This is a genomic window from Haloarcula sp. 1CSR25-25, assembly GCF_032027985.1.
Taxonomy (GTDB): Archaea; Halobacteriota; Halobacteria; order Halobacteriales; family Haloarculaceae; genus Haloarcula.
Window position 1 is genome coordinate 12,994 of sequence record NZ_JAHYBW010000008.1, and the last position, 21,072, is coordinate 34,065.

General features: G+C 69.4%; 23 protein-coding genes. 17 read left to right on the plus strand and 6 right to left on the minus strand.

From position 1 onward, the window contains the following. The first annotated feature begins 38 nt into the window (after window positions 1-38). The 12 genes from cbiT (at window position 39) to KZ498_RS19125 (ending at window position 9,979) form a co-directional block, all read left to right on the plus strand. A complete protein-coding gene (gene cbiT / locus KZ498_RS19070) occupies window positions 39-647 on the plus strand; it encodes a precorrin-6Y C5,15-methyltransferase (decarboxylating) subunit CbiT (RefSeq protein ID WP_312620808.1) in 609 nt (202 codons plus the stop codon). Continuing rightward, entirely contained in the window at window positions 644-1,441 is a 798-nt protein-coding gene (locus KZ498_RS19075) for a cobalt-factor II C(20)-methyltransferase (RefSeq protein WP_312620810.1), read from the plus strand. Before cbiT ends, KZ498_RS19075 begins: the two co-directional genes overlap by 4 nt. Further along, complete coding sequence (locus tag KZ498_RS19080) at window positions 1,434-2,312, plus strand: SAM-dependent methyltransferase (RefSeq protein WP_312620811.1); 879 nt, start codon at window positions 1,434-1,436, stop codon at window positions 2,310-2,312. Before KZ498_RS19075 ends, KZ498_RS19080 begins: the two co-directional genes overlap by 8 nt. Beyond that, window positions 2,312-3,283 carry a cobalt-precorrin 5A hydrolase gene (gene cbiG / locus KZ498_RS19085; RefSeq protein ID WP_312620812.1) on the plus strand — a complete coding sequence of 324 codons (972 nt, stop codon included), beginning with the start codon at window positions 2,312-2,314 and terminating at the stop codon, window positions 3,281-3,283. The genes KZ498_RS19080 and cbiG overlap by 1 nt, the downstream gene beginning before the upstream one ends. Beyond that, on the plus strand, window positions 3,280-4,203 hold the full coding sequence (locus KZ498_RS19090) for an SAM-dependent methyltransferase (RefSeq protein WP_312620813.1): 924 nt from the start codon (window positions 3,280-3,282) through the stop codon (window positions 4,201-4,203). The genes cbiG and KZ498_RS19090 overlap by 4 nt, the downstream gene beginning before the upstream one ends. A 2-nt stretch (window positions 4,204-4,205) precedes the next feature. After that, complete coding sequence (gene cobJ, locus KZ498_RS19095; RefSeq protein WP_312620814.1) at window positions 4,206-5,288, plus strand: precorrin-3B C(17)-methyltransferase; 1,083 nt, start codon at window positions 4,206-4,208, stop codon at window positions 5,286-5,288. Beyond that, a complete protein-coding gene (locus KZ498_RS19100) occupies window positions 5,288-5,572 on the plus strand; it encodes a ferredoxin (protein WP_312620815.1) in 285 nt (94 codons plus the stop codon). Before cobJ ends, KZ498_RS19100 begins: the two co-directional genes overlap by 1 nt. Beyond that, entirely contained in the window at window positions 5,569-6,228 is a 660-nt protein-coding gene (locus KZ498_RS19105) for a cobalamin biosynthesis protein (RefSeq protein WP_312620816.1), read from the plus strand. Before KZ498_RS19100 ends, KZ498_RS19105 begins: the two co-directional genes overlap by 4 nt. Next, window positions 6,225-7,448, plus strand: a complete 1,224-nt coding sequence (locus KZ498_RS19110) for a CbiX/SirB N-terminal domain-containing protein (protein ID WP_312620817.1) — start codon at window positions 6,225-6,227, stop codon at window positions 7,446-7,448. Before KZ498_RS19105 ends, KZ498_RS19110 begins: the two co-directional genes overlap by 4 nt. A gap of 29 nt (window positions 7,449-7,477) precedes the next feature. Then, complete coding sequence (locus KZ498_RS19115; protein ID WP_312620819.1) at window positions 7,478-7,849, plus strand: DUF3209 family protein; 372 nt, start codon at window positions 7,478-7,480, stop codon at window positions 7,847-7,849. Next, window positions 7,842-9,104: a PQQ-binding-like beta-propeller repeat protein gene (locus KZ498_RS19120; RefSeq protein WP_312620820.1), complete on the plus strand. Its 1,263-nt coding sequence runs from the start codon at window positions 7,842-7,844 to the stop codon at window positions 9,102-9,104. Before KZ498_RS19115 ends, KZ498_RS19120 begins: the two co-directional genes overlap by 8 nt. Window positions 9,105-9,247: 143 nt before the next feature. Further along, window positions 9,248-9,979: a hypothetical protein gene (locus KZ498_RS19125; RefSeq protein WP_312620821.1), complete on the plus strand. Its 732-nt coding sequence runs from the start codon at window positions 9,248-9,250 to the stop codon at window positions 9,977-9,979. Window positions 9,980-10,014: 35 nt separating this feature from the next. Here the strand turns inward: KZ498_RS19125 and KZ498_RS19130 are convergent, their stop codons facing one another. Further along, window positions 10,015-10,158 carry a hypothetical protein gene (locus KZ498_RS19130; RefSeq protein ID WP_312620823.1) on the minus strand — a complete coding sequence of 48 codons (144 nt, stop codon included), beginning with the start codon at window positions 10,156-10,158 and terminating at the stop codon, window positions 10,015-10,017. A 73-nt stretch (window positions 10,159-10,231) separates the two neighbouring features. Between KZ498_RS19130 and KZ498_RS19135 the strand changes: the two genes are divergently transcribed. Next, window positions 10,232-10,423, plus strand: a complete 192-nt coding sequence (locus KZ498_RS19135; protein WP_312620824.1) for a hypothetical protein — start codon at window positions 10,232-10,234, stop codon at window positions 10,421-10,423. 6 nt (window positions 10,424-10,429) lie between these two features. Here KZ498_RS19135 and KZ498_RS19140 read toward each other — a convergent pair whose 3' ends face one another. Genes KZ498_RS19140 through KZ498_RS19150 form a run of 3 tightly spaced genes read right to left on the minus strand, consistent with a single transcriptional unit; the run spans window position 10,430 to window position 13,550 of the window. After that, window positions 10,430-11,140, minus strand: coding sequence for a CbtA family protein (locus tag KZ498_RS19140; RefSeq protein ID WP_312620825.1), 711 nt, complete (start codon window positions 11,138-11,140; stop codon window positions 10,430-10,432). Continuing rightward, complete coding sequence (locus tag KZ498_RS19145; RefSeq protein ID WP_312620826.1) at window positions 11,140-11,346, minus strand: CbtB domain-containing protein; 207 nt, start codon at window positions 11,344-11,346, stop codon at window positions 11,140-11,142. The genes KZ498_RS19140 and KZ498_RS19145 overlap by 1 nt, the downstream gene beginning before the upstream one ends. A gap of 53 nt (window positions 11,347-11,399) precedes the next feature. Beyond that, window positions 11,400-13,550 (minus strand): VWA domain-containing protein, encoded by a 2,151-nt coding sequence (locus KZ498_RS19150; RefSeq protein WP_312620827.1) that lies wholly within the window; start codon window positions 13,548-13,550, stop codon window positions 11,400-11,402. A 35-nt stretch (window positions 13,551-13,585) separates the two neighbouring features. Here KZ498_RS19150 and cobN point away from each other — a divergent pair, with 35 nt between their 5' ends. From cobN to KZ498_RS19165, 3 genes are all read left to right on the plus strand, one after another. After that, window positions 13,586-17,488, plus strand: a complete 3,903-nt coding sequence (gene cobN / locus KZ498_RS19155) for a cobaltochelatase subunit CobN (protein WP_312620828.1) — start codon at window positions 13,586-13,588, stop codon at window positions 17,486-17,488. Continuing rightward, window positions 17,478-18,248 (plus strand): precorrin-8X methylmutase, encoded by a 771-nt coding sequence (locus KZ498_RS19160; RefSeq protein ID WP_312620829.1) that lies wholly within the window; start codon window positions 17,478-17,480, stop codon window positions 18,246-18,248. The genes cobN and KZ498_RS19160 overlap by 11 nt, the downstream gene beginning before the upstream one ends. Window positions 18,249-18,314: 66 nt before the next feature. After that, window positions 18,315-19,076 carry a cobalt-precorrin-7 (C(5))-methyltransferase gene (locus tag KZ498_RS19165; RefSeq protein ID WP_312620831.1) on the plus strand — a complete coding sequence of 254 codons (762 nt, stop codon included), beginning with the start codon at window positions 18,315-18,317 and terminating at the stop codon, window positions 19,074-19,076. A gap of 12 nt (window positions 19,077-19,088) precedes the next feature. Here KZ498_RS19165 and KZ498_RS19170 read toward each other — a convergent pair whose 3' ends face one another. Then, a complete protein-coding gene (locus KZ498_RS19170) occupies window positions 19,089-19,556 on the minus strand; it encodes a DUF2062 domain-containing protein (RefSeq protein ID WP_312620832.1) in 468 nt (155 codons plus the stop codon). Window positions 19,557-19,625: 69 nt separating this feature from the next. Further along, on the minus strand, window positions 19,626-20,399 hold the full coding sequence (locus KZ498_RS19175) for a CbiX/SirB N-terminal domain-containing protein (RefSeq protein WP_312620833.1): 774 nt from the start codon (window positions 20,397-20,399) through the stop codon (window positions 19,626-19,628). A gap of 161 nt (window positions 20,400-20,560) precedes the next feature. Between KZ498_RS19175 and KZ498_RS19180 the strand changes: the two genes are divergently transcribed. Beyond that, window positions 20,561-21,049 carry a TrkA C-terminal domain-containing protein gene (locus KZ498_RS19180; RefSeq protein WP_312620834.1) on the plus strand — a complete coding sequence of 163 codons (489 nt, stop codon included), beginning with the start codon at window positions 20,561-20,563 and terminating at the stop codon, window positions 21,047-21,049. Window positions 21,050-21,072 lie beyond the last annotated feature (23 nt).

Consider the following 21,072-nt stretch of genomic DNA (forward strand, 5'->3'; position numbering starts at 1 on the left):
CAAAATTGTTTTACGCGCTACTGTAGTTGTATAGCGTGATGTCCCGCGTCTCGCTCCCACACGATGCGAAGGCCGGTCCCACCAAGCCGGAGGTCCGGGCCGTCCTCGCCAGCAAACTCGCTCTCACCGGGTCCGACCACTTCGCGGAGGTCGGTTCCTGTACCGGTGCCGTCACCATCACGGCGGCGCGCCGGGCCGGGCGGGTCACTGCGCTCGAACGCAAGGGGAACCGACTCGACGTGACTCGCAAGAACCTCGCGGCCAACGACGTCGACGCCGACGTCGAACTGCGCGAGGCCGAGGCCCCGGAGGGCCTACCGGACGACGCCGACGCCCTCTTTCTGGGCGGGTCGCGCAACTACGAGACCGTCCTCGACCACGCGGTCGAGACCGGCGTCGACCGGATCGTGATGAACGTCTCGCGGCTCGAAGTCGCCGGCGCGGCCACGGAGGCCTTCCGCGAGCGCGAAATTCTGGAGGAGGTCGTCCAGTTCCAGGTGAGCCACGGCTACGAACTCGCCGGCGCGACGAGCTTCGACTCGGAGAACCCGGTATACATGCTCGTCGGCAGCGCCAGCGAGGACGTCGCCGCCGACGGCGCTGGCGGACCGAGTGACGCCGATGCCGAAAGCGGAGGCGAGCGATGACCCTCTACGGCATCGGCCTCGGACCCGGCCAGCCCGACCTGGTGACGGTGCGGGGGAAGCGCGCGCTCGAATCGGCCGACGTGGTGTACTCGCCCGGGCGGCTCTCGCGGTCGGTCGCGACCGAGCACGTCCCCGAGGAGCGCATCGGCGACCTCGACTTCCCGATGACACGCGACGAGGAGAAGCTCCGGACGGCCTGGAAGGAGGCCGCCGCCGAAATCGCGCCGACCGCCCGCGACGGCGACGCCGCCTTCGTCACGCTGGGGGACCCGAACGTCTACTCGACCTTTGGCCATCTCCGGCGGACCCTCGCCGCCTTCCACCCCGAGGTCGACCTCGAAGTGGTGCCCGGCGTCAGCGCCATGTCGGCGTTCGCGACGGCGCTGGGCGTCGAAATCACCGCGGGGTCGAGCCTCGCACTCCGAGAGGCCGACCGCGGCGCGTCGCCGACCGGTCCCGACCGGATGATCCTGTTCAAGGTTACCGACGCGCCGGCCACCCACGAGGGGCTGGTCGAGGCCGGCTACGACGTGGTGTACGGCCGCCGGCTGTTCATGGAACAGGGCGAGACAGTCGTCACCGACGACCCGAGCGAGATCGACGAGCGAGACTACTACACGCTGGCCTACGCCGAGAAGCCCGAGACGCGCGTCGAGCAGGCGACCGACGCCTTCCTCGAAGCGGCCGACGAGAGCGGCGTCGTGACCGACGGCGGCGAGCAGTCCATCGGTGACCTCGCCAGACAGGAACGTTCCGAAGCCGCCCTCTGTGGCGACGAGGTGAAACATGACTGACGAGACTGGCGAGACGGACCCGCAGACGGCGATCGATTCCGTCGCCGGGAACCGAGACGACCGCGTCTACGAGTACAGCGCCGGCGACGAACAGGAGGGCATCCCCTTCGTCGGGGCCGGTCCGGGCAACCCTCGACTGCTGACCGTCGCCGGCCGCAAACTGCTGGCCGACGCCGACCTCGTGGTCCACGCCGGCTCGCTCGTCAACAGCGAACTGCTGGCACAGTACTGCGAAGACGCCGAGACGGTGTCTTCCATCGGCAAGGACCTCGAAGAGCTGATTCCGCTGATGCGGGACGCCTACGAGGCCGGCGACACCGTCGTCCGCCTCCACAGCGGCGACCCGGCCATCTATGGGGCCGCGCTGGAGCAGATGGACGCCCTGGAACACGAGGGCGTGCCGACCTACATCGTCCCCGGCGTCACTAGCGCGTTCGCCGCCAGCGCGACGATGCGGACCCAACTGACGCTCAACGAGGTCGCCAACCACGTCGCCTTCACCCGCCCGCAGGGCAAGACCCTCGACGAGGACGAGGACCACATCTCCGAGTTCGTCGGCATGGGCGACGTGACGACCTGCATCTACCTGGGCACCCACGCCGTTTCCGAGACGATGGAGCGACTGCTCGAAGACGGGCACGACCCCGAGACGCCCGTGGCGGCCATCTACCACGCGTCCTGGCCCGACGAGGACGTCATCGAGGGGACGATTGCGACCATCGGCGAGAAACTCGAAGACGCCGGCTATCGCGCCTCCGCGATGGTCGTCATCGGCGACGCCGTCGGCGGCGAGGACTACGAGCGGTCCTTCCTCTACGGCGACTGGGCCAACCGCGGCAGCGACGCGGACTCACAGGAGGCTGACGACTGATGAGCACTGACACAGACACCGATTCGAGTTCGAACAGTTGCAAAGCGCCCGATTCGGACGGCGAAGTAGCCGAAGACATCGCGATCGTCGCCTTCGAGCGGAAGATGGACACCGCCGAAGATATCGTCGACGGCATCGGCGACCGCTACGAGTCCATCGATATCCTCGAATACCACGGCGACGTGTTCGAGGAACACTGGGGCGAGTACGACTGCTTTATCGGCCTGATGGCCAGCGGAATCGCGATGCGCAAGACCGCCCACCTGCTCGACGACAAGTGGGACGACCCCGCGATCTGTGTCGTCGACGAGGAGCTCACCTGGGCCATCCCCATCACTGGCGGTCACCACGGCGCGAATCAGGTCGCCGACGACCTCGCGTCGATGGGCGCGGTGCCGGCGATGACGACCGCCAGCGAGGCCGCCGACAAGCAGGGCGTCGAGAAGCAGGCCAAGGCGCTGGACGCCCACGTCGTCAACGGCGACTCGACGGTCGCGACGAACCTCGCCGTGCTCGACGACGAACTCGGCCCCATCGAGCGCCTCGACGGGCCGAAGGCCGTGCTGGTCGACGACGACGTGACGGTGCTCAAGCGCAACAAGGCCGATGGCGTCGTCCTGGGCACCGGTAGCGTCGCCGGGGCCGACGTCGAGCAGTTCCACGCGGCCTGGGAACGGGCCCTCGACGAGGCCGGTCTCGACCGCGACGACGTGGAGTTCGTCGCGACGGGCACCCGGAAAGCCGACGAGGAGGGGATGCTCGCTGCGGCCGAAGAGTGGGGCCTGGGTGTCGTTGCCTTCGAGAAGGAGACGCTGGAGGGGTTCGAGGGGCCGACTCCCTCGCGGTCGAAGGAGCTCATCGGCTGGCCGGGCATCGCCGAGGCGTCGGCCATCGCCGCGGGTAGCGAGCACGACCTGCTGGCCGAGAAGACCCGCTACGACGAGGCCGTGACGGTGGCGATCGGCCGATGAGCGGGACCGAGGACGTGGCCGCGTCGGCCCCGACGACCGCGACGCCCGACGACTACGGGACGCTGTACGTGGTCGGCATCGGGCCGGGCCTGCCCCACGACATGACCCAGCGGGCCAAGGACGTCATCCAGACCGCCGACTGCATCATCGCCTCGAACCTCTATCAGGAGTTCCTCCGGAAGGACGGGACGCTCCCACCCCAGTCCGCGGAACTCGACGGCGAAACCGACGACGGCGAGGTCGCCGACGAGGAGGGAACCGTACTGGAGCGGCCCGACGGCAGCCGGCAGACGCTCATCCGGTCGTCGATGGGCAAGCAGGTCGAACTCGCCCGGGAGGCGTTCGAGCGGGTCCGTGCCGGCGAGGACATCGCCCACGTCTCCGGCGGCGACCCCAACGTCTACGGGAAGTCCGACCTGCTGTTTACGATGGCCGACGCCGACGACGCCGACGACGTCCCCATCGAAATCGTCCCCGGCGTGACCGCGGCGCTGTCGGGCGCGGCGAACCTCGGCGCACCGCTGTCGAACGATTTCTGTACCATCTCGCTGTCCGACAAGTGGCGCGGCTGGGAGGAAATCGAGGAGAAGCTCCGGGCGGCCGCTATCAGCGGTTTCGTCGTCGTCCTCTACAACTGCTGGCGCGACTACGAGCGGGCCGTCGACGTTCTGCGGGAGGAGCGAGCGGACGACGTGCCCGCCGCCATCGTCAACGACGCCGGTCGCGGCGAGGCCGGCCGCAACCTCGACGACGAGACGGAGACCATCACGACGCTCGGCGAACTGTCCGAGCACGACGACGAGGTCGGCGGCATGGGCTCGTCGATCGTCGTCGGCACCCACGAGACCGAGGTCTGGCGCAACGACTACCGGGAGTTCCTCGTCACCCCGCGCGGCGGGCGTGACGTCGACGATTTCTGACAATGAGCACTGACAACACTACCGACGCGAGTACAGACACGGAATCGAAATGCGGAGCGAGCGGGGCCGACACCGCCTCGGCGGAGTCGAGCGCCGACGCCGCGAGCGCGGACAGCAGTTCGAAATGCGGCGCGAGCGCCTCGACAAGCGAGGCGAGCACGTCGACGGCGAGTACGGAGACCGACGACACCAGCTCGAAGTGCGGTGCCAGCGGCTCCTCGTCCGCATCCGGCAGTAGTTCCTGTGGGGCGTCGTCTGCGTCCGGGGAAGACGAGGAGGAGGTCGGCGCGACCGTCGACGACTTCGACGCCGAGCCGGGCCGGCTCATCGCCGTCGGCCTCGGTCCCGGCCAGCCGGAGGGGATGACCGCCCGCGCCCGCTCCGCGCTGCTCGACGCCGAGCACATCGTCGGCTACACGACCTACGTCGACCTGCTGCCCGACGAGGTGACCGAGGGGGCCGAGGACATCTACGACACGCCGATGTGCGGCGAGGTCTCCCGGACCGAGGAGGCAATCGACCGCGCGCTGGCGGGCAACGACGTGGCCATCATCGGCAGCGGCGACCCGAACGTGTACGCGCTGGCCGGCCTCGCACTGGAGATAATCGAGTCCAAGGGCGCGACGGCGACGATGCTCGACTTCGACGTCGTCCCCGGTGTCCCGGCCGCCCAGTCCTGTGCGGCCCGCGTCGGCGCGCCGCTGGTCAACGACACCGTCTCCATCTCGCTGTCGGACCACCTCACCGACATGCCGACCATCGAGTCGCGCCTGCACGCCGCCGCCAAGGAGGGCTTTACCATCACCATCTACAACCCCTGGAGCCGCAAGCGCCGGGACAACTACGAGAAGTGCTGTGAGATCCTGCTGGAGCACCGCGACCCCGAGACGCCGGTCGGCGTCGTCCACGCCGCCGGCCGCGAGGACGAGCAGGTCGAGATCGTCGAACTCGGCGAACTGCCGGAACTGGGCGAAACAGACCTCGTGGACATGACAACCACCCTGCTCGTGGGCAACGAGGACACCTACGTCTGGGACGACCGGATGGTGACCCCGCGGGGTTACGAGACCAAGTACGACTACTAATGTACCGCATCACTATCGACCGCGAGGCCTGCGACGGCGTGTTCGCCTGTCTCGTCCGGGACGGCCGCTTCGCCGAGGACGGCGAGGGGCTGGCGACCCTCGACACCGAACTGGAGGTCGACGACGAGCGCACTATCGCGGCCACCTTCGACGACGACCGGCGGGACGACGCCGAGCAGGCCGCCGCGGCCTGTCCGCTGGACGCGATTCGCGTGGAAACCGTCGAGGAGGACGGGGCGGCAGACGCCGCTCCTGCGGGTGACACCGAGGAGGTCCGGCCATGAGCGTCGAGACCGGCGCGCCGCGGGACATGCTCGCGGCCCACCCCGAGACGGCGTACTTCTGGGGGCGGGTCGCCGGCGACGGGGACTGCGAGGACGGCTGTGTCACCGTCCGGACGAACGACGAGACGGCCGCCCGGCGGCTCGCGTCCGTCGCCGGCGCGGAGCGGGCCGACCGCCGCATCGTCGAGCGGGCCTACGCCCACGACACCTCCATCACCCGTCGCGAGGAGGAGTTCACCGTCCAGGTCGTCGGCGGCCTCGCGGACCGCGCCAGCGCCGCGCTGGGCCTGCCCTTCGAGGGCGATTCGGGCGGCTACCGCTTCGACGCGCTGGCCGACTACGACCGCCAGCTCCTCCGGGGCCTGCTCGAAGGCTGTGGGACGGTGTGTTTCAAGTCCGACGACAACGCGGTCGGCATCTCGTTCGTTCACGAAGACGAACGACTCCTCCGGACGATACAGACGCTGCTGGACCGCTGTCCGGTCGACGCGCCGTACGACAGTCTCTCGGAGACTTCGTCGGGCTACTGGTTCGGCGTCGACGACGACGCGGCGCCTGCCCTCGGCGAGTGGCTGTACGAGGGTAGCGAGGAGACGGGGCTGTTCGCGCCGAGCCGTCGGCGCAAGCTCCGGAAGAGCATCGAGCGAGTCCGATGAGCGAGGCTATCAGCGCACCAGAGACGCTGGACGACGAGGCGGTACTGCTGGTCGGCCACGGCTCACGGCGCGAGAAGTCCAACGAACAGGTCCGCGAACTCGCGGTCGAACTGGAGGGGCGGCTCGGCATCCCGGTCGACGCCGGCTTCCTCGAACTCGCCGAGCCGGCCATCGACGACGCTATCGCGGGCCTGGCCGGAGCGGTCTCGCAGGTGTCGGTGGTCCACCTCTCCCTGTTCGCCGCCAGCCACGTCAAAAACGACGTGCCCCTGGCCGTCGAGCAGGCCCGCGAGGCCCACCCCGAACTGACCATCAACAACGGCGCCCACCTGGGCGTCCACCCGGCGCTGCTGGACCTGCTGGACGACCGCGCGGCGGCTGTCGAGGCCGAACTGGGCGTCGACCGCGAGGACGACGAGGTGGCCGCCGTCGTCTGCGCTCGGGGGTCCAGCGACCCGGACGCCAACGCCGACGTGCACAAACTCGCCCGCCTGCTGTACGAGGGCCGCGAGTTCTCGCGGGTCGAAGCCTCGTTCATCGGCGTCACCGAGCCGCTGCTCGATGACACCCTCCACGACATCGCCAAGGCTCGGCCCGACGCCGTCGTCGTCATCCCGTACATGCTCGGCGACGGCGTGCTGACCGGCCGAATCAAGGACGGCGCACGCGAGTTCGACGCGGAGTACCCCTACGTCGACGCCGCGCCGGGCGAACCGCTCGGGACTGACACCCGTCTGCTGGACGTACTCGGCGACCGCTGGCAGGAAGCGAGGACCGGGAGCGTCGAGATGTCCTGTGACACCTGCAAGTACAAGGTCGAACTCGACGGCTACGAGGAGGACCAGGGCGGCGCTCGCGCGATGTTGCGGGCGCTGACCCACCAGGCCGAACACGCCGACCGCGAGAACGTCGACGACGACCCGCACGTCCACGACGCCCCGGAAAAGCACGTCGCCGTCTGCACGAACCAGACCTGCGCGGGGGACGGCGCGCCGGCGGTCCTCGAACGGCTCCGGCAGGCCGCCCGGGACAGCGACCAGTGTGACGCCCGCATCACGCGGTCGTCGTGTCTCGGCCGCTGTGGCGAGGGGCCGATGGTCGCCGTCTACCCGGACGGCGTCTGGTACGGCGGCGTCGAGGACGAGGACGCCGCCGACATCGTCTCCTCGCACCTGGACCGGGACCGAATCGTGAGCGAACTCGTCGACCAGACGCTTTGAGAAGACACCCCTACAACACTACGACACCCATGAGCTGCTACGAAATCGAGGCTCTCAGACTGGGCCTCATGAACGTTCTCGGTACCGAAGACGACCACGCCCGCCAGCACGCACAGCAGGAGCTGGAGGGCCACATGACCGGCCCCATCGAGGCGCTGGCCGGCGCGGAGACGCTCGCCGCCATCGAGCGCCACCTCGACGCTGCGCTCGTCGACCTCGAAGAGGAGATCGCCGCGACCCCCGAAGACGACCCCGAGTACGACTACCTCCGGGGGCGGCTGGTCGCGGTCCGCGACGCCGAGCGGGCGGTGTCGCGAATCACCATGCAGGGCGAGGACGTCCTCGGCGGGCTCGGCGAGGCCCACGACGTCCTCCACGAGGCGTTCCCGGTCGATGAGTAGCCAGCGCGCCCCGACCGCCGACCTCGGAGACGTGGCGCCGGCCCGCTCGCGCCACGGGGGCCGCCGCTCGGCGGTCACGCTGACCGACGGCCTCGCGGTCGTCGGAACCGCCGACGGGGACCTCACGGCCTTTGACGTGTCGACGGAGTCCGGCCCCCCACGTCGGCGCTGGCGGTACGAAACGGACGGGGAGCCAAGCGTCGTCGCGGCGGTGCCCTTCGACGGCGGCCTCGTCGTCGGCGAACGCAGCGCCCGCGGCGAGATCCGCTGTCACGACGCCGACGGGGACCTGCGCTGGCGGTACGAAACCAGGACGGACCTGGGCGACCCACAGCAGGAGACGCGCTTCCTGCTGCCGTTCGTCGCCAGCCTCGCGACCGACGGCGACCGCTGCTACGCCGCCGCTCGGCGGTACGAGCGCCGGACCGGCGACGACGGGACCGACCGGCGCCACTTCGAGAGCGTCGTCTACGCCTTCGCGCCAGACGGCACCGTGGACTGGATGTACCGGACCGACGGCTCGCCCATCTCGCTCGACGCCGACGATGGTCGCGTCGCCGTCGCCTACAACCGCTGTCCCGGCGACCACCAGCACGGCCTGGTCGTCCTCGATGCCGACGGCGGCGACCCGCGCTGGATGTGGGACCCGGGGACCGACGGCCAGCGCCGCGCCGGCGACGTGGTCCTGCTTGAGGACGGCGCTGTCGTCACCAGTCACGGCGACTACTGCGGCTACCGCCTCGATGGCGGCGGCCGGGAGCGCTGGACGGTCCCGCTGGCGACGCCGACAGACGTGGGCGGCGACACCGTCTACGCGTACCCGAACCACGTCCACGCGACGGACGAGGGCGCGGTGTTCGTCACTGGCAACACCTACCCCGAAGAGGGTCGCGAGACCGACGCGCGACACCCCCGGGAACACACCGCAGTCGGCGTCTCGCCCGACGGTGACCGCCGCTGGGACGCGCCCGTGGGCGGCTTCGCCAGCGGGCTGGGCACCGACGGCCCGTTGCTGGCCGTCCCGGGCGCACAGAACTTCCGGGACCGCGACGCCGACGACCACGCGCTCCGACTGTTCGATGTCGCCGACGGCCCCGTCGGAACGCTCGACACCGACGGCGTCGTGACCGCAGCCGCCGTCTCCGACCGCATCGCTGTCGCGGTCGAGGAACCGGTCGTCTACCACGACGAAGGCCGCGAGCGCGGGGCGTATAGACTGCATAAAACGACCACCGGCTCTGTGATGCGGCCGTAACTGCCTGATTAGACACTCCTTTCGAAACGGACCGGCGCGCCAGCCCGTCCGGCGGCGGCGGCCAGTTTGGCCCCGGCTACTATGTTAGGGACTAGCAAACTAACCGTTTGCTGACCCGTACTCCTCCGACACGAGCGCGTACCATGGCCAATGACACAGACGCCGACGGCGAGGAAGGAGCGACCGACACGGAACCGACCGCTGCTGGCGCCGCTGACGACGAGGAGTCAGACCCGATTGCGGCGCTGGAGTCCGACTCGGAGAGCGCCGCGACGGACCAGCCGACCGAGCGCGAGCGGGAGTTCGCGACGATGCAGCGTCGGCTCAACGAACGGGAGATGGGGCTCGACCAGCGAAGCGAGGAACTCGACCGGCGCGAGCAGAAAGTCGACGCTCGCGAGACGGAACTCGACGAGCTGGAAGCTGACCTGGACGAGCGGGAGTACCGACTCGACGAGCGCGAAGCCGCGCTCGACGAACGGGAGACGGAACTGGACCAGCGGGAGGCCGAACTGGACGAGTACGACAGACAGCTCTCAGAGCGAGCGGATACGCTTGACGAACACGAGGAGACGCTGAACACGTACCTCCAGGGACAGATGGCGGACGTCGAGGAGTCTGTCACGGAGACGATGCACGACGCACTTGACCGGCACCAGGCGAGGTCGGCCGGTCGCTTCGGGCCGACCGGCACCGTGCTCGTGGGTCTGGCCGGCGTGGCCCTTGCCGTCGCCGGAATCGGACTGGGTGCCCTCGCCGTCACCGGGTCGCCGGTGGTCGGAGCGGGCGGCCAGACGACGAACCTCGTCATCGCCGCCGTCGTCACTATCGTCGGACTGGCGCTTAATCTGGGAACGGTCGCCGGCAGGCTCTGAACTGCGGCCGATCCAGTCGACGGTCGATAGGCGGTTCAGGTCGTCTCCCGGACGGCGTTACTGTCGCCGATGGCGATCGTCCCGAAGGCGAGCAACGCCAACACCCGATACCGACCGTCGCTGCTACTCGTTCGCAGCGCGATGGGCCCCGGCCGCTTCAATACTGACCGTTCTGACACGAGTCACGCACAGCGCCGGCGGGGTATGTCACCACGAAAATATTTATGCTGGATTAGTGTGATATGAGTTGGCATGGCAAGACACGACGCCGACCTCGGTTTCCCGAGCTGCTGTGCTCACTGTCCGTACCGGGATGACGGCTCGGCGTCCTGTACACACGATTTCCGCCAGGCGCTCGCGTGGGAACTCGACACCGGCCGGACCTGTTCGGTGTATCAGCGGCAGAAAACGGACGCGATGCGACAGCTCGCGGCGACCCGATAACCGGGGTCAGTCAGCTGTCGCGGAGTAGTCCAGCTCCTCCGCGGCCGCGGTGTCACTGTCACCGAGCCAGGCGTGGACGCCCGCTATCGTGGTCCACAGCAGCAGTTGGCCGAACACGACCGTCCAGCGGTAGGCGGCCACCAGCGCAGCGGGCACGTCGCCGTGGACCGGGTTCGCTGGCGCGAGCGCAACCGGAACTGCGAATACCGCGAGCGGCAGCGCCGTCGCGACGAGTCGAACTGCGATGTGGCGGCGCTCCGTCCGCTGGTATGCGAGCCCGGCGAGCACTGCGACCAGCGCGCCCAGCGCCATCAGGCCGGCGTACCAGACCAGTCGCGTGTCGGTGCCGAGCGACTGCTCGACGCCCGGTGGCTGTGGCGGGAGGACGAGCCACGGCGCCCCGGAGACGGTGAGGAAGCCGGCCCCTGCAAGCGCCAGTCGCTTCGTCGCCCCGGTGCCGGGAATCGCGGGTTCGAGGAAGAAGTACGCCATCCCGAAGGCCGCGACGCCGAACAGCAGCCCCCAGAGGACGCCGCCGCCGACGCTCGCGGCGGCCGTCGTGAGTTCCGAGACGGCGGGACCGCCCCCGCCGTGGCTGTGTTCGAACGTCTCCAGCCCGGCGGTGAAGGCGTTCCCGACCGTCGCGACGAACAGGCCGTAGACCAGCCCGCCCGCCACACCGGCCACCGCGCCGCGTTCGAGGTAGTCAGTCGCCATCAGTGGCAGGTGATGCCGGCGCTGTGCCGGAAGTTGTGCAGCGAGTCGTGTAGCATCGGGTCCTGCACGAACAGCAGGGTGAACCCGAGCGCCGCCACCAGCGCGACGGCGATGGCTATCTGCGGGCCGGTCAGGGACGCTCTGGCGCGTTCGATGCGGTCGTGCACGCTGTCCGTGGCGCGTGCGGTGGCAGTGTCGTCCTGCATTGTAAGCTCACTTGCGTTAAGAACAAGTAAGATTGTAAAACTTCCGCCTCATTCTACCGTTCGTCCGCGACCGCGTCCACACGTTCAGCCGTTAGCGCGTCGAGCGGCACCACTGAGGCGTCCGTCTCCTCGGCTACGACGTCTAGCAGGCCGGCACGACCGTCGTCGCCGGCATCGACGACGACAGTCCGGTCGGCCGCTTCGCCGAGCGTCCGCGCCGCGGTCCGGGTCGAATCGACCGGGCTCCCGTCGGCCGTGTTCGCCCGGCCGTCGGTCACGACGAGGACGACGCCGGCGTCCGGGTCCGCCCGGTCCAGCACCTCGCGCGCGGCCGTCAGCCCGTCCGGCAGCGGCGTCCGGTCGCCGGTCGGGAGGTCTTTCAGGTGCCGCGCCGCCAGCGAGACGCTGTCGGTCGGCGGGAGGACCACGTCCGCACCATCGCCGGCGAAGGTGACGACGGCGACCTGGTCGCGGGCCTGGTAGGCGTCCTTCAACAGTTCCAGCACGGTGCCTTTCGCGGCCCGCATCGCCGGCCGCATCGACGCGCTCGCGTCGACGGCAAACACCACCAGGGTCTCGGCGTCGCCCGCCCGCACCGACTTGCGGAGGTCACGGGACTCGACGCGGCCGCTCCCGCGCCCGGCCGCCGCCCGGACCGACGCCGCGGCGTCGACCTCGTCGTCGCGGCCGGCGCGCTCGGTGCGGACCGTCGCGCCGCGCCTGGTGTCTGTGGCACTCGCCCGCCCGCTTGCGCTTCCGCCGTCGGTGTCGACTGACGGGGCCTCCACGTCGGGCGCAGCGCTGTCACCGACTTCCGCGCGGGACTGGCCCGGTAGCAGTGGGGTTGCGCTCTCCGGGTCGTCGGCGTCGTCGGGGTCGCCTTCCCCCTCGTCGTCCCCAGCGTTCCCATCAGCCCCCTCGTCGCCTGCATCGCCCGCATCGGTCTCCTGTTGCTCGCCGTCGCTGTCAGCCGATGCGGGCGTCGGCTGTTCCCCCCGGCCGTCCGATTCATCTCCATCCACCTCACCGGACTGGTCGTCGTCGTCCGGCCGCCGTTCTTGCCGTTCGCTCCCATCCCCGCCGCCTTCGGCGTCGCCGCCGTCATCTGCCGACTCGCTGTCTCCCTCTTCGCCGTCCGCCTCACTCCCGTCGTCCTCTGCCGACTCGTCCTCGGAATCGCCCTCCTCGTCCTCGAAGTGGTCGTCGAGCACGTCGTCCACGTCCGGCGCGTCCTCGAAGGGTCGGGACGTGAGCCGGTGGGGCAGCGCGAACTCGGCGGCCCGTTCGATGTCCGACTCGAGCACCGTCGTCCGCCCGTCGAGTGCGGCGAAGGTCCGGGCCGCCCGCGCCGTGGCGATATCCCCGCGGTGACCGTCCAGCCCGGCGTCCCGGCAGAGCTCGGCGATCTGCTCGCGGAACTCGCGGGCGAGGTCGACCTCCCCGAGTAGTTCGCGGGCGGTCCGCAGTCGCTCGCCCGGGTCGCGGTCGGGGTCGGCCCGTGTCCCTTCGTCGCTGTCCTCCCCGAGCGCCCGGTCGATGATAGCGACGCGGTCGTCCAGGGCCTCGCAGGCGCTGACCTCAGTCTGGAGGGCGAAGCGGTCCCGTAGCTGTGGGCGCAGGTCTCCCTCCTCGGGGTTCATCGTCCCGACGAGCGTGAACTCGGCGGGGTGGGTGACGGTGACGCCGTCGCGTTCGACCCGGTTCCGGCCGCTCGCAGCGGCGTCGAGCAGCACGTCGACGAGGTGGTCGTCCAGCAGGTTCACCTCGTCGACGTAGAGGATGCCGCGGTTCGCGCGGGCCAGCAGGCCGGGGTCGAACTCGTGGTCGCCGTCGAGCGCGTCGGCCACCGACAGCGTGCCGACGACGCGGTCCCGGGTCGCACCGAGCGGGAGCGTGACAAGTGGAACCGACCGCGTCTCGACGGGCGGGTCCGCCCGCGTTCGGCAGTCCTCACACTGGGCCCCCGGCCTGTCCGGCGGACAGCCGTAGGGGCAGTCCGCGACTGCGCGCTGTTCGGGCAGCAGGTCGGCGAGGGCGCGAACCGCCGTCGATTTGGCCGTCCCCTTCTCGCCCCGGACCAGCAAGCCATCGAGGTCGTCGTCCGTCGCGACGGCCAGCAACCCGTCCTTGAGGTCCCGCTGGCCGACGACGGCCGCGAAGGGGGCCCCCTGCGAAGCTTTTTTGCCGTCGCCGAGTACAACCATACTTGTATTAGTGCAAACGGAGATTTAATAACGTTATGCCACAGCTAGGACTCTACACCGCGACGGAGAACGAACTCGGGGCCGTCCAGCGGGCCGCGGGCGAGGTCGACGCCGACCTCGTCGTGCGCTCGGAGAGCGACCTCGACGACGAGCCAGCGGTCGAGGCGTTCGTCGACGAACTGACCGACGCCGACGCCGTCGTCCTCTGGCTCCACGGGGCCGAGGACAGCATGCCCGGCTACGACCTCGCCGTCGAGCGGTTGCGCGAGGCCGGCGTCCCGCTCGTTGTGAAAGCGACGGGCGACGCCTTCGCCTTCGAGGACACGTCGGTCCCCGACGAGCATCGCGAGACCGTGTACGACTACCTCGACAAGGGCGGGGCGAGCAACGTCGCCAACTGCGTCCGCTACCTCGTGGCGCAGTACGGGGACGCCGACCCATCCTACGACGACCCGGTGACACTCCCGACGGAGGGGGTGTATCACCCCGACCACCCGGGCGCGACCATCGAGGACCTGCGGGCGACGTTCGACCCGGCGAAGCCGACCGTCGCCGTCTGGTTCTACGAGTCCCACTGGACCCACGAGAACACCCGCTACGTCGACGCGCAGGTCCGGGCCATCGAGGCCCAGGGCGCGAACGCGCTCCCGATATTCTGCGAGCCGGCGACCGACGCCGAGGGGCAGTGGAACGCCGAGCAGGTCACCGAGGAGTGGCTCCTCGATGCTGACGGCAATCCCCGCGTCGACGCCGTCTGCTCGTCGTTCATGTTCTCGCTGTCGATGGACGAACGTGGCCGCAGCGCCGAAGACGAGGGCCAGAGCGCACAGGACGTGTTCCTCGATAAACTCGGCGTCCCGGTCATCCAGACGGTGACGACGATGCGCTCCCGGTCCCGTTACGACAGCAGCGACACGGGCGTGATGGGCTTCGAACTCGCGCTCTCGGTCGCTCTGCCGGAGTTCGACGGCAACGTCATCACCCATCCCATCTCGGGGAAGGAACGCACCGACGACGCCGCCGACATCGGGAGCGCGCCGAAACAGCACTTCCCTATCGAGGACCGCATCGACCACGTCGCCCGGTTGGCGGTCAACTGGGCCGAACTGCGCCACACGCCCAACGACGAGAAGCGGGTCGCCGTCGTCCTGCACAACTACCCGCCCAGCGACGACGGCATCGGAACGGCGTTCGGGCTCGACTCGCCCGAGAGCACGGTGAACCTGCTGGAGGAGCTGGCTGAACGTGGCTATGAGTTAGGGGATACGATGCCCGACAGCGGCCAGTCGCTGGTCGAACGCCTCACCGCCCAACTGACACTCGACGACCGCTGGGTCGCACCCGAGGACGTGCGCGAGCTGAGCGTCGACACCGTCTCGCCGGACCAGTACGGCGAGTGGTTCGAAACGCTCGACGCCGACTTCCGCGAGAACGTCGTCGAGGAGTGGGGCGACCCGCCCGAGCGCCCGTTCGCGATTCCCGGCGTGGAGTTCGGCAACGTGCTCGTGACGGTCCAGCCGCCGCGTGGCTTCGGGATGGACCCCTCGAAGGTGTACCACGATTCGGACCTCCAGCCGCCACACGACTACGTCGCGTTCTACCGCTGGCTCCGCAACAGCTACGAGACGGACGCCGTCGTCCATCTGGGGACCCACGGCAGTCTAGAGTGGTTGCCGGGCAAAACGGTCGGCCTGGACGGCGAGAGCGCACCGGACCAGCTCATCGACGACATCCCGAACGTCTACCCGTACATCGTCAACAACCCCGGCGAGGGCACGCAGGCGAAGCGCCGCTCCTACGCCGCCATCGTGGACTACCTGACGCCGGTAATGGGAAACGCCGGGACCTACGACGACCTCGCGGACCTGGAGGAACTGGCCGACCGCTACCGCGAGGCCGGGATGGAGGACGCCCGGACCGACGACGGCGACCACCTCGCCGAACAGATCCGAGCGACTGTCGACGAACTGGACCTCGCTGTCGAACTCGGGATTGCGGGCGAGATCGACGAGAAAGCCGACGTCCGCGGCCCCGACGAAGCCGGGTCGACGCTGGCCGAAGGTGAGGTCGCCGGCGAGGACCTCGATATCGACGAACTCGTCGAGCGCGTCCACGAGTACCTCACCGACGTGAAGACCACCCAGATTCGGAAGGGCCTGCACACGATGGGCGAGCCGCCCGCCGACGACCGACTGGTCGACTATCTGGTCGCGCTCACGCGCCTCGAGAACCCGGGCGCGCCGTCGCTGCGCGAGAGCGTCGCGGGCGTGCTCGGCGTCGACTACGACAAACTCCGGAACGCGCCGGGCGAGTACGACGAGGCGCTGGGGATGACCTACGCCGAGGCCGCCGACCGCGTCCACGAGACGAGCAAAGCCCTCGTCCGGACGCTGGCCGAGCACGGCTTCGACGTGCCCGAGAGCGAACTCGAAGACAGCAGTTCGGAGGTGAACATGAACCTCCTCGTGGTCGACCTCGAACCGCTCGGGGACGCTCGGGTGCGCTCTGGCGCACACGAGGACCTCCGTGCCGCGCTGGCCTACATCTGCGAGGAGGCGGCCCCGCGGGTGGCCGGCGCGGCCGACGAGATTCCGCGCACCGCCGACGCGCTGGCGGGCGAGTACGTCCCGCCCGGCGGCTCCGGCGCGCCGACCCGCGGCGGCGTCGACCTGCTCCCGACGGCCCGGAACTTCTACACGCTGGACCCGCGGAAGGTGCCGGCCAAGACGGCCTGGGATGTCGGCAGCGAGGTGGCCGACGGCGTGCTGGAGCGCCACGAGACGGACGAGGGCGAGTACCCCGAGGAGATCGGCGTCGTCGTCTGGGGGACGCCGACGGTCCGGACCCGCGGTGAGACCATCGCGCAGGTGCTCGCGCTGATGGGCGTCGAACCGGTCTGGTCCGACGCCGGCCGCGTAGAGGACGTGGAACCGATTCCCCTCGACGAACTCGGCCGCCCGCGCATCGACGTGACGACGCGCGTCTCCGGCCTGTTCCGGGACGCCTTCCCGGCGGCCGCGGGGGTCGTCCACGACGCTGTCGACGCCGTCGTCGACCTCGACGAACCCCACGATATGAACTACGTGAAGAAACACGTCGAGCGCGAGGTCGAAGACCTCGTCTCGGATGGCATGGACGAGGGCGACGCCGAGAGCGCGGCGAAACACCGCGTCTTTACCACGCGCCCCGGCGGCTACGGTGCCGGGACCAACAAGGCGGTCGACGAGGGCAACTGGGACGACCGCTCGGACCTCGCCGACGTGTACGTCCAGTGGGGCGGCTACGCGATGGGGTCCCGGGGCCGCGTCAGCGACGCCCACGAGGCCTTCGAACGCCGCCTCTCCTCGGTCGACGCGACGGTCAAGATCGAAGACACCGCAGAGCAAGACGAGTTCGACTCCTCGGACTGGTACGCCTTCCACGGCGGGTTCATCTCCGCGGTCACGGAAATCGCCGGCGAGGAACCGAACTCCTACGTGGGCGACTCGTCGGACCCGGACAACGTCGACGTCTACACCAACGAGGAGAAGGTCCGGAAGGCGATGCGGGCCCGCGTGCTCAACCCCTCGTGGCTCGACTCGATGGAGGAACACGGCTACAAGGGCGCTGGCGACCTCTCGACGACGGTCGACGTGGTGCTTGGCTGGGACGCGACGACCGACGTCGTCAGCGACACGCTGTGGGACGACGTGGCCGAGCGCTACGCCTTCGACGAGGACCGACAGGACTGGCTCCGCGAGGTCAACCCCTGGGCGCTGGATTCTATCACCGACACGCTGCTGGAGGCCATCGACCGGGGGCTCTGGGACGCCGACGACGAGACGCGGGACAGACTGCGCGACCTGAACCTGGAAGTGGACGGGGACCTGGAGAGCCGAGCGACGGGTGGTCCGGAGCGAGGCTCTCCGAACGAGGAGGTGACCTCAGATGACGACTGATGGCGTCTCCGAGAGCGAAGCGAGCGGAGGCGGTGAAACCGCCGACGCAGACGACGCGACAGACGGCGAGACGAACAGCGACGACGACTTCGAGGAGTACGCCGACCTCGGCGCGACCACCTCGAACGCGATGGACATCGCCGAGACGTCGATGGACCGCGTGCGCGAACTCGTCCCTGACGAGACGCTGGCCGACCGGGTCCGCCAGAAGTCCGTCCACGCGACCGGCGACCCCGAGTTCCAGTACCTGATGCGCTTTACCGGCGCGGACGACGACGAACCCGTCCGGGCCGGCGCACAGGCTGTGCTCGACGAGCAGCCCATCGTCACCGACATCACGATGGTCAAGGCCGGCATCACCGGCCGCGGCCACGACTGTCCGGTGCAGAAGGCCATCGGCAACGGCGCGGAACTGGCCGCCGAGACCGGGATGACCCGGACGGCGGCGTCGGTACTCGAACTCGACAGGCAGGGCGTCTACGACAGGGCCATCGCCGTCGTCGGGAACGCGCCGACGGCCGCCCTGGCCCTGGCGGACTGCATCGAGGACGGCACGCGCCCGGCGGTCGTCGTCGCCACGCCCGTCGGCTTCGTCAAGGCCGCCGAGAGCCGACAGCGACTCCGGGCGGTCGCCGCCGAACACGGCGTCCCGGCGGTCACGAACGTCGGCCGTCGCGGCGGGAGCGGACTGGCCGCCGGGCTGACGAACGAACTGGTGCACGTCGCAAGCGACGTGCGCGAGGGGGTGGTCGACCTATGACCACCCCCTCGGGACGAGCGAGTGGGGAGGGACGACCCGCGAGCCGCGAGGGGGCGGTTTCCCTCGATGACTGACGACGACTACGACCTCGACTCGGGCTCGGACCCGGCAGCTATCGCGGCGAGCGTGCCCGAGGACCCCGACGCCGACCGGCCGGTCCACGCCGTCGGCATCGGTCCGGGGAACCTCGATTTCCTGACGCCGCGGGGCGAGCAGGCGATCCGCGAGGCCGACGTGGTCGTCGGCTTCGAGACCGTCGTCGACTTCGTCGCCGACCGGACCGACGCGGACCTGCTGACCTGTGGCTACCGGGACGAACTCGACACGCTGGACACCTTCGCCGAGCGCGTGGCCGACGGCGAGCGCGGGACCGCTGTGCTGATGGGCGACCCGAACCACTCGGGGTACCAGTTCGTCGGGAAGGTCCAGCGCGCCGTCGACCGGCCGGTCCGGGTCGTGCCGGGCATCTCCTCGCTCCAGGTCGCGGCCAGCCGCGCGCGGACGCCGATGGAGGACACGACCTTCGTCACGCTGCACAAGAGCGGCGACCTCTCGGCCGACCTCGACCGCCTCCGACGCGACGTCGGCGAGCGCCACCTGCTCGTGTTGCCACGACCCTTCGACCTGATGCCCGGAGACATCGCGGCCGAGCTGCTGGACGCCGGTGGGAACCCCGAGCTACCGGCGCTGGTCTACGAACGACTCACCCACGACGACGAGGCCCGGACCGCGACGACGGTCGGCGACCTCGCAGCCGAGGCCGGCGGCGACAGCAGCGAGGACACCCGGTTCTCGGACCTGACGGTGTTCGTCGTCCGATGCGAGTGACGACGGCCCCGGTCAGCTAACCCCGGCGGTACCTCGCTGCCGCCGCCTGTACTCGTTTATCACACGGAACGCGAGCACGTAGCCGACAGCGGCGAACACGACGGCCAGGATGACGTTCCCCGTCCACAGTCGGACCAGCACGTCGCCGCCCATCGAGACAGAGACGCCGTCGAACGATATCCCGGGCACCGGCCCCAGAATCTGATTGCCGAGCCAGAAGCTCGTCGCGTACACGCCCCACTTGACCGGCGGATTGAGTACCAGCACAGACGCGAACAGCGCGACCTTGCTGAGCTGTTTGAACAGGTACGCGAGGACGAGAAAGGCGATGAACCCGGTGCCCAGCGTCGGCAAGGCGGTGAGGAACACGCCGACGCTGAAGCTCACAGCGACCTCCTGCGGGGAGTGTTCCTCGACCAGCGCGGCCACTAGCTTCTCTGTGACCTGCTCCCGCGTCTGTGCCACCCGTCGGCGAACCATCTACGTGTCAGAATGTACCGTGGGTACAAATCGCTTCCTCTCGCTGGGTCCGGACCGCCCCGCGACGGCCTAATCGCCCTCGCCGTCGGTCGCCATCGGGCGGTTTGTCGCGGCCAGCGTCGCCTCGAACGTCTGTGGTGTGCCCGTGTCGGCCATGGTCCGTGCCGTCTCGACGGCGGTTGCGACGGCCTCGGTGACAAGCGGGTGGTCGCCCAGCGTGTCGGTGTAGGCGAGCCCGCCTCTGTCGAGGTCGAGCCTGGCGGGAATCTGCGTCTCGGTCGCGTCGGTGGGTGCGAGAAAGAGCGGCACGGCGACGGCGTGGTCGTGGGTGAGGCTGTACCTGACACATTCGACGGCGGGGTTCTGGAGCAGATAGCACGGTTCGACCTCGCCGAAGGCCGAGCGCTCGCGCAGGCGCTCGGCGTGGTACTCCGTCACCTGGCGCTGGTACGGCTTGCCGCTGGAGCCGAAGGCGACCAGCGCGACCGAGGAGTCCGCGGTCTCGGGAACTGCCGTCGCGGCGCGGTCCCGGAGGGCTTCGGTCAGCAGCGGACTGCGTCCGACCGGCTCGCAGTAGTGCGTCTCGGCGTCGACCGCGTCGAGCGCCGCCGGCACGTCCGTCACTGTCGTGTGGTCGTGAGCGACGGTCATCGGCAGCGCGAACACGCGGTCGGCGTCGATGGCTACCAGGTCGTCGCGTAACTCCCGACGGGGTTCGTGGTCGTAGGTCAGCACCGTCACGTCGGTGGCTACCCCGCGCTCGCGCAGGCGGCGAGCGTGTGTCTCGTAGGGCGTAGCGCGTGACGTGTCCCGACCGATGAGCAGGAGTGTGTCGTGTGGCATTGGTAGCTCCCGTCGCTAAAACAATCTGAGTTGTTTTAGCGAAAGTTTGCTTGTCTGAACGTTGGCAGGAACCCACTAATACCTTTGGGTCCCCGTCGTCGACCGCCCGGTCACGGCACCGGGCACCGGGTCTTATACACGCCCGACCGCAATCTCGGGCCATGGACGTGACTGAGAGCGACTTACCCGGTGTGGGGAAGAAACACGAGGTGGACATCGGCGGTGGCCGGCAACTGGTCGTCGTGACCCACAACACGGGCACCCGCGAACTGTATCTGAAAGAGAGCGAGGACGCCGACTCCGAGAAACTGGTCGAACTCTCCGACCGGATGGCGCGGATGGTCGGCACGATACTCGAAGGCGCGTACTTCCAGCCGGTCGAATCCAACCACGTCGAGACAATGCTGTCGGAGGGCACGCTGCTTGAATGGTACGCGGTCGAGGCGGAGTCGCCGCTGGTCGGGGAGACCCTGGAGAGTGCCGACATCGGCCAGCGGACCGGTGTCACCGTCGTCGCGATACAGCGCGACGACGACGTCATTGCCGCCCCCACGTCCACCGCCGAAATCGAGGCCGGCGACACTATCGTCGTCATCGGCGAACGCGACAACTGTGAGCGGTTCGAGAAGCTCCTTGGCGGAGAGCTGTAGATGGCGGTAAACGAGCAGTCGGG

Bases quoted from the DNA above. Each gene is read 5' to 3' on its own strand.
- cbiT (WP_312620808.1), top strand. From the start codon at position 39: ATGTCCCGCGTCTCGCTCCCACACGATGCGAAGGCCGGTCCCACCAAG.
- KZ498_RS19075 (WP_312620810.1), top strand. From the start codon at position 644: ATGACCCTCTACGGCATCGGCCTCGGACCCGGCCAGCCCGACCTGGTG.
- KZ498_RS19080 (WP_312620811.1), top strand. From the start codon at position 1,434: ATGACTGACGAGACTGGCGAGACGGACCCGCAGACGGCGATCGATTCC.
- cbiG (WP_312620812.1), top strand. From the start codon at position 2,312: ATGAGCACTGACACAGACACCGATTCGAGTTCGAACAGTTGCAAAGCG.
- KZ498_RS19090 (WP_312620813.1), top strand. From the start codon at position 3,280: ATGAGCGGGACCGAGGACGTGGCCGCGTCGGCCCCGACGACCGCGACG.
- cobJ (WP_312620814.1), top strand. From the start codon at position 4,206: ATGAGCACTGACAACACTACCGACGCGAGTACAGACACGGAATCGAAA.
- KZ498_RS19100 (WP_312620815.1), top strand. From the start codon at position 5,288: ATGTACCGCATCACTATCGACCGCGAGGCCTGCGACGGCGTGTTCGCC.
- KZ498_RS19105 (WP_312620816.1), top strand. From the start codon at position 5,569: ATGAGCGTCGAGACCGGCGCGCCGCGGGACATGCTCGCGGCCCACCCC.
- KZ498_RS19110 (WP_312620817.1), top strand. From the start codon at position 6,225: ATGAGCGAGGCTATCAGCGCACCAGAGACGCTGGACGACGAGGCGGTA.
- KZ498_RS19115 (WP_312620819.1), top strand. From the start codon at position 7,478: ATGAGCTGCTACGAAATCGAGGCTCTCAGACTGGGCCTCATGAACGTT.
- KZ498_RS19120 (WP_312620820.1), top strand. From the start codon at position 7,842: ATGAGTAGCCAGCGCGCCCCGACCGCCGACCTCGGAGACGTGGCGCCG.
- KZ498_RS19125 (WP_312620821.1), top strand. From the start codon at position 9,248: ATGGCCAATGACACAGACGCCGACGGCGAGGAAGGAGCGACCGACACG.
- KZ498_RS19135 (WP_312620824.1), top strand. From the start codon at position 10,232: ATGGCAAGACACGACGCCGACCTCGGTTTCCCGAGCTGCTGTGCTCAC.
- KZ498_RS19140 (WP_312620825.1), bottom strand. From the start codon at position 11,140: ATGGCGACTGACTACCTCGAACGCGGCGCGGTGGCCGGTGTGGCGGGC.
- KZ498_RS19145 (WP_312620826.1), bottom strand. From the start codon at position 11,346: ATGCAGGACGACACTGCCACCGCACGCGCCACGGACAGCGTGCACGAC.
- KZ498_RS19150 (WP_312620827.1), bottom strand. From the start codon at position 13,550: ATGGTTGTACTCGGCGACGGCAAAAAAGCTTCGCAGGGGGCCCCCTTC.
- cobN (WP_312620828.1), top strand. From the start codon at position 13,586: ATGCCACAGCTAGGACTCTACACCGCGACGGAGAACGAACTCGGGGCC.
- KZ498_RS19160 (WP_312620829.1), top strand. From the start codon at position 17,478: ATGACGACTGATGGCGTCTCCGAGAGCGAAGCGAGCGGAGGCGGTGAA.
- KZ498_RS19165 (WP_312620831.1), top strand. From the start codon at position 18,315: ATGACTGACGACGACTACGACCTCGACTCGGGCTCGGACCCGGCAGCT.
- KZ498_RS19170 (WP_312620832.1), bottom strand. From the start codon at position 19,556: ATGGTTCGCCGACGGGTGGCACAGACGCGGGAGCAGGTCACAGAGAAG.
- KZ498_RS19175 (WP_312620833.1), bottom strand. From the start codon at position 20,399: ATGCCACACGACACACTCCTGCTCATCGGTCGGGACACGTCACGCGCT.
- KZ498_RS19180 (WP_312620834.1), top strand. From the start codon at position 20,561: ATGGACGTGACTGAGAGCGACTTACCCGGTGTGGGGAAGAAACACGAG.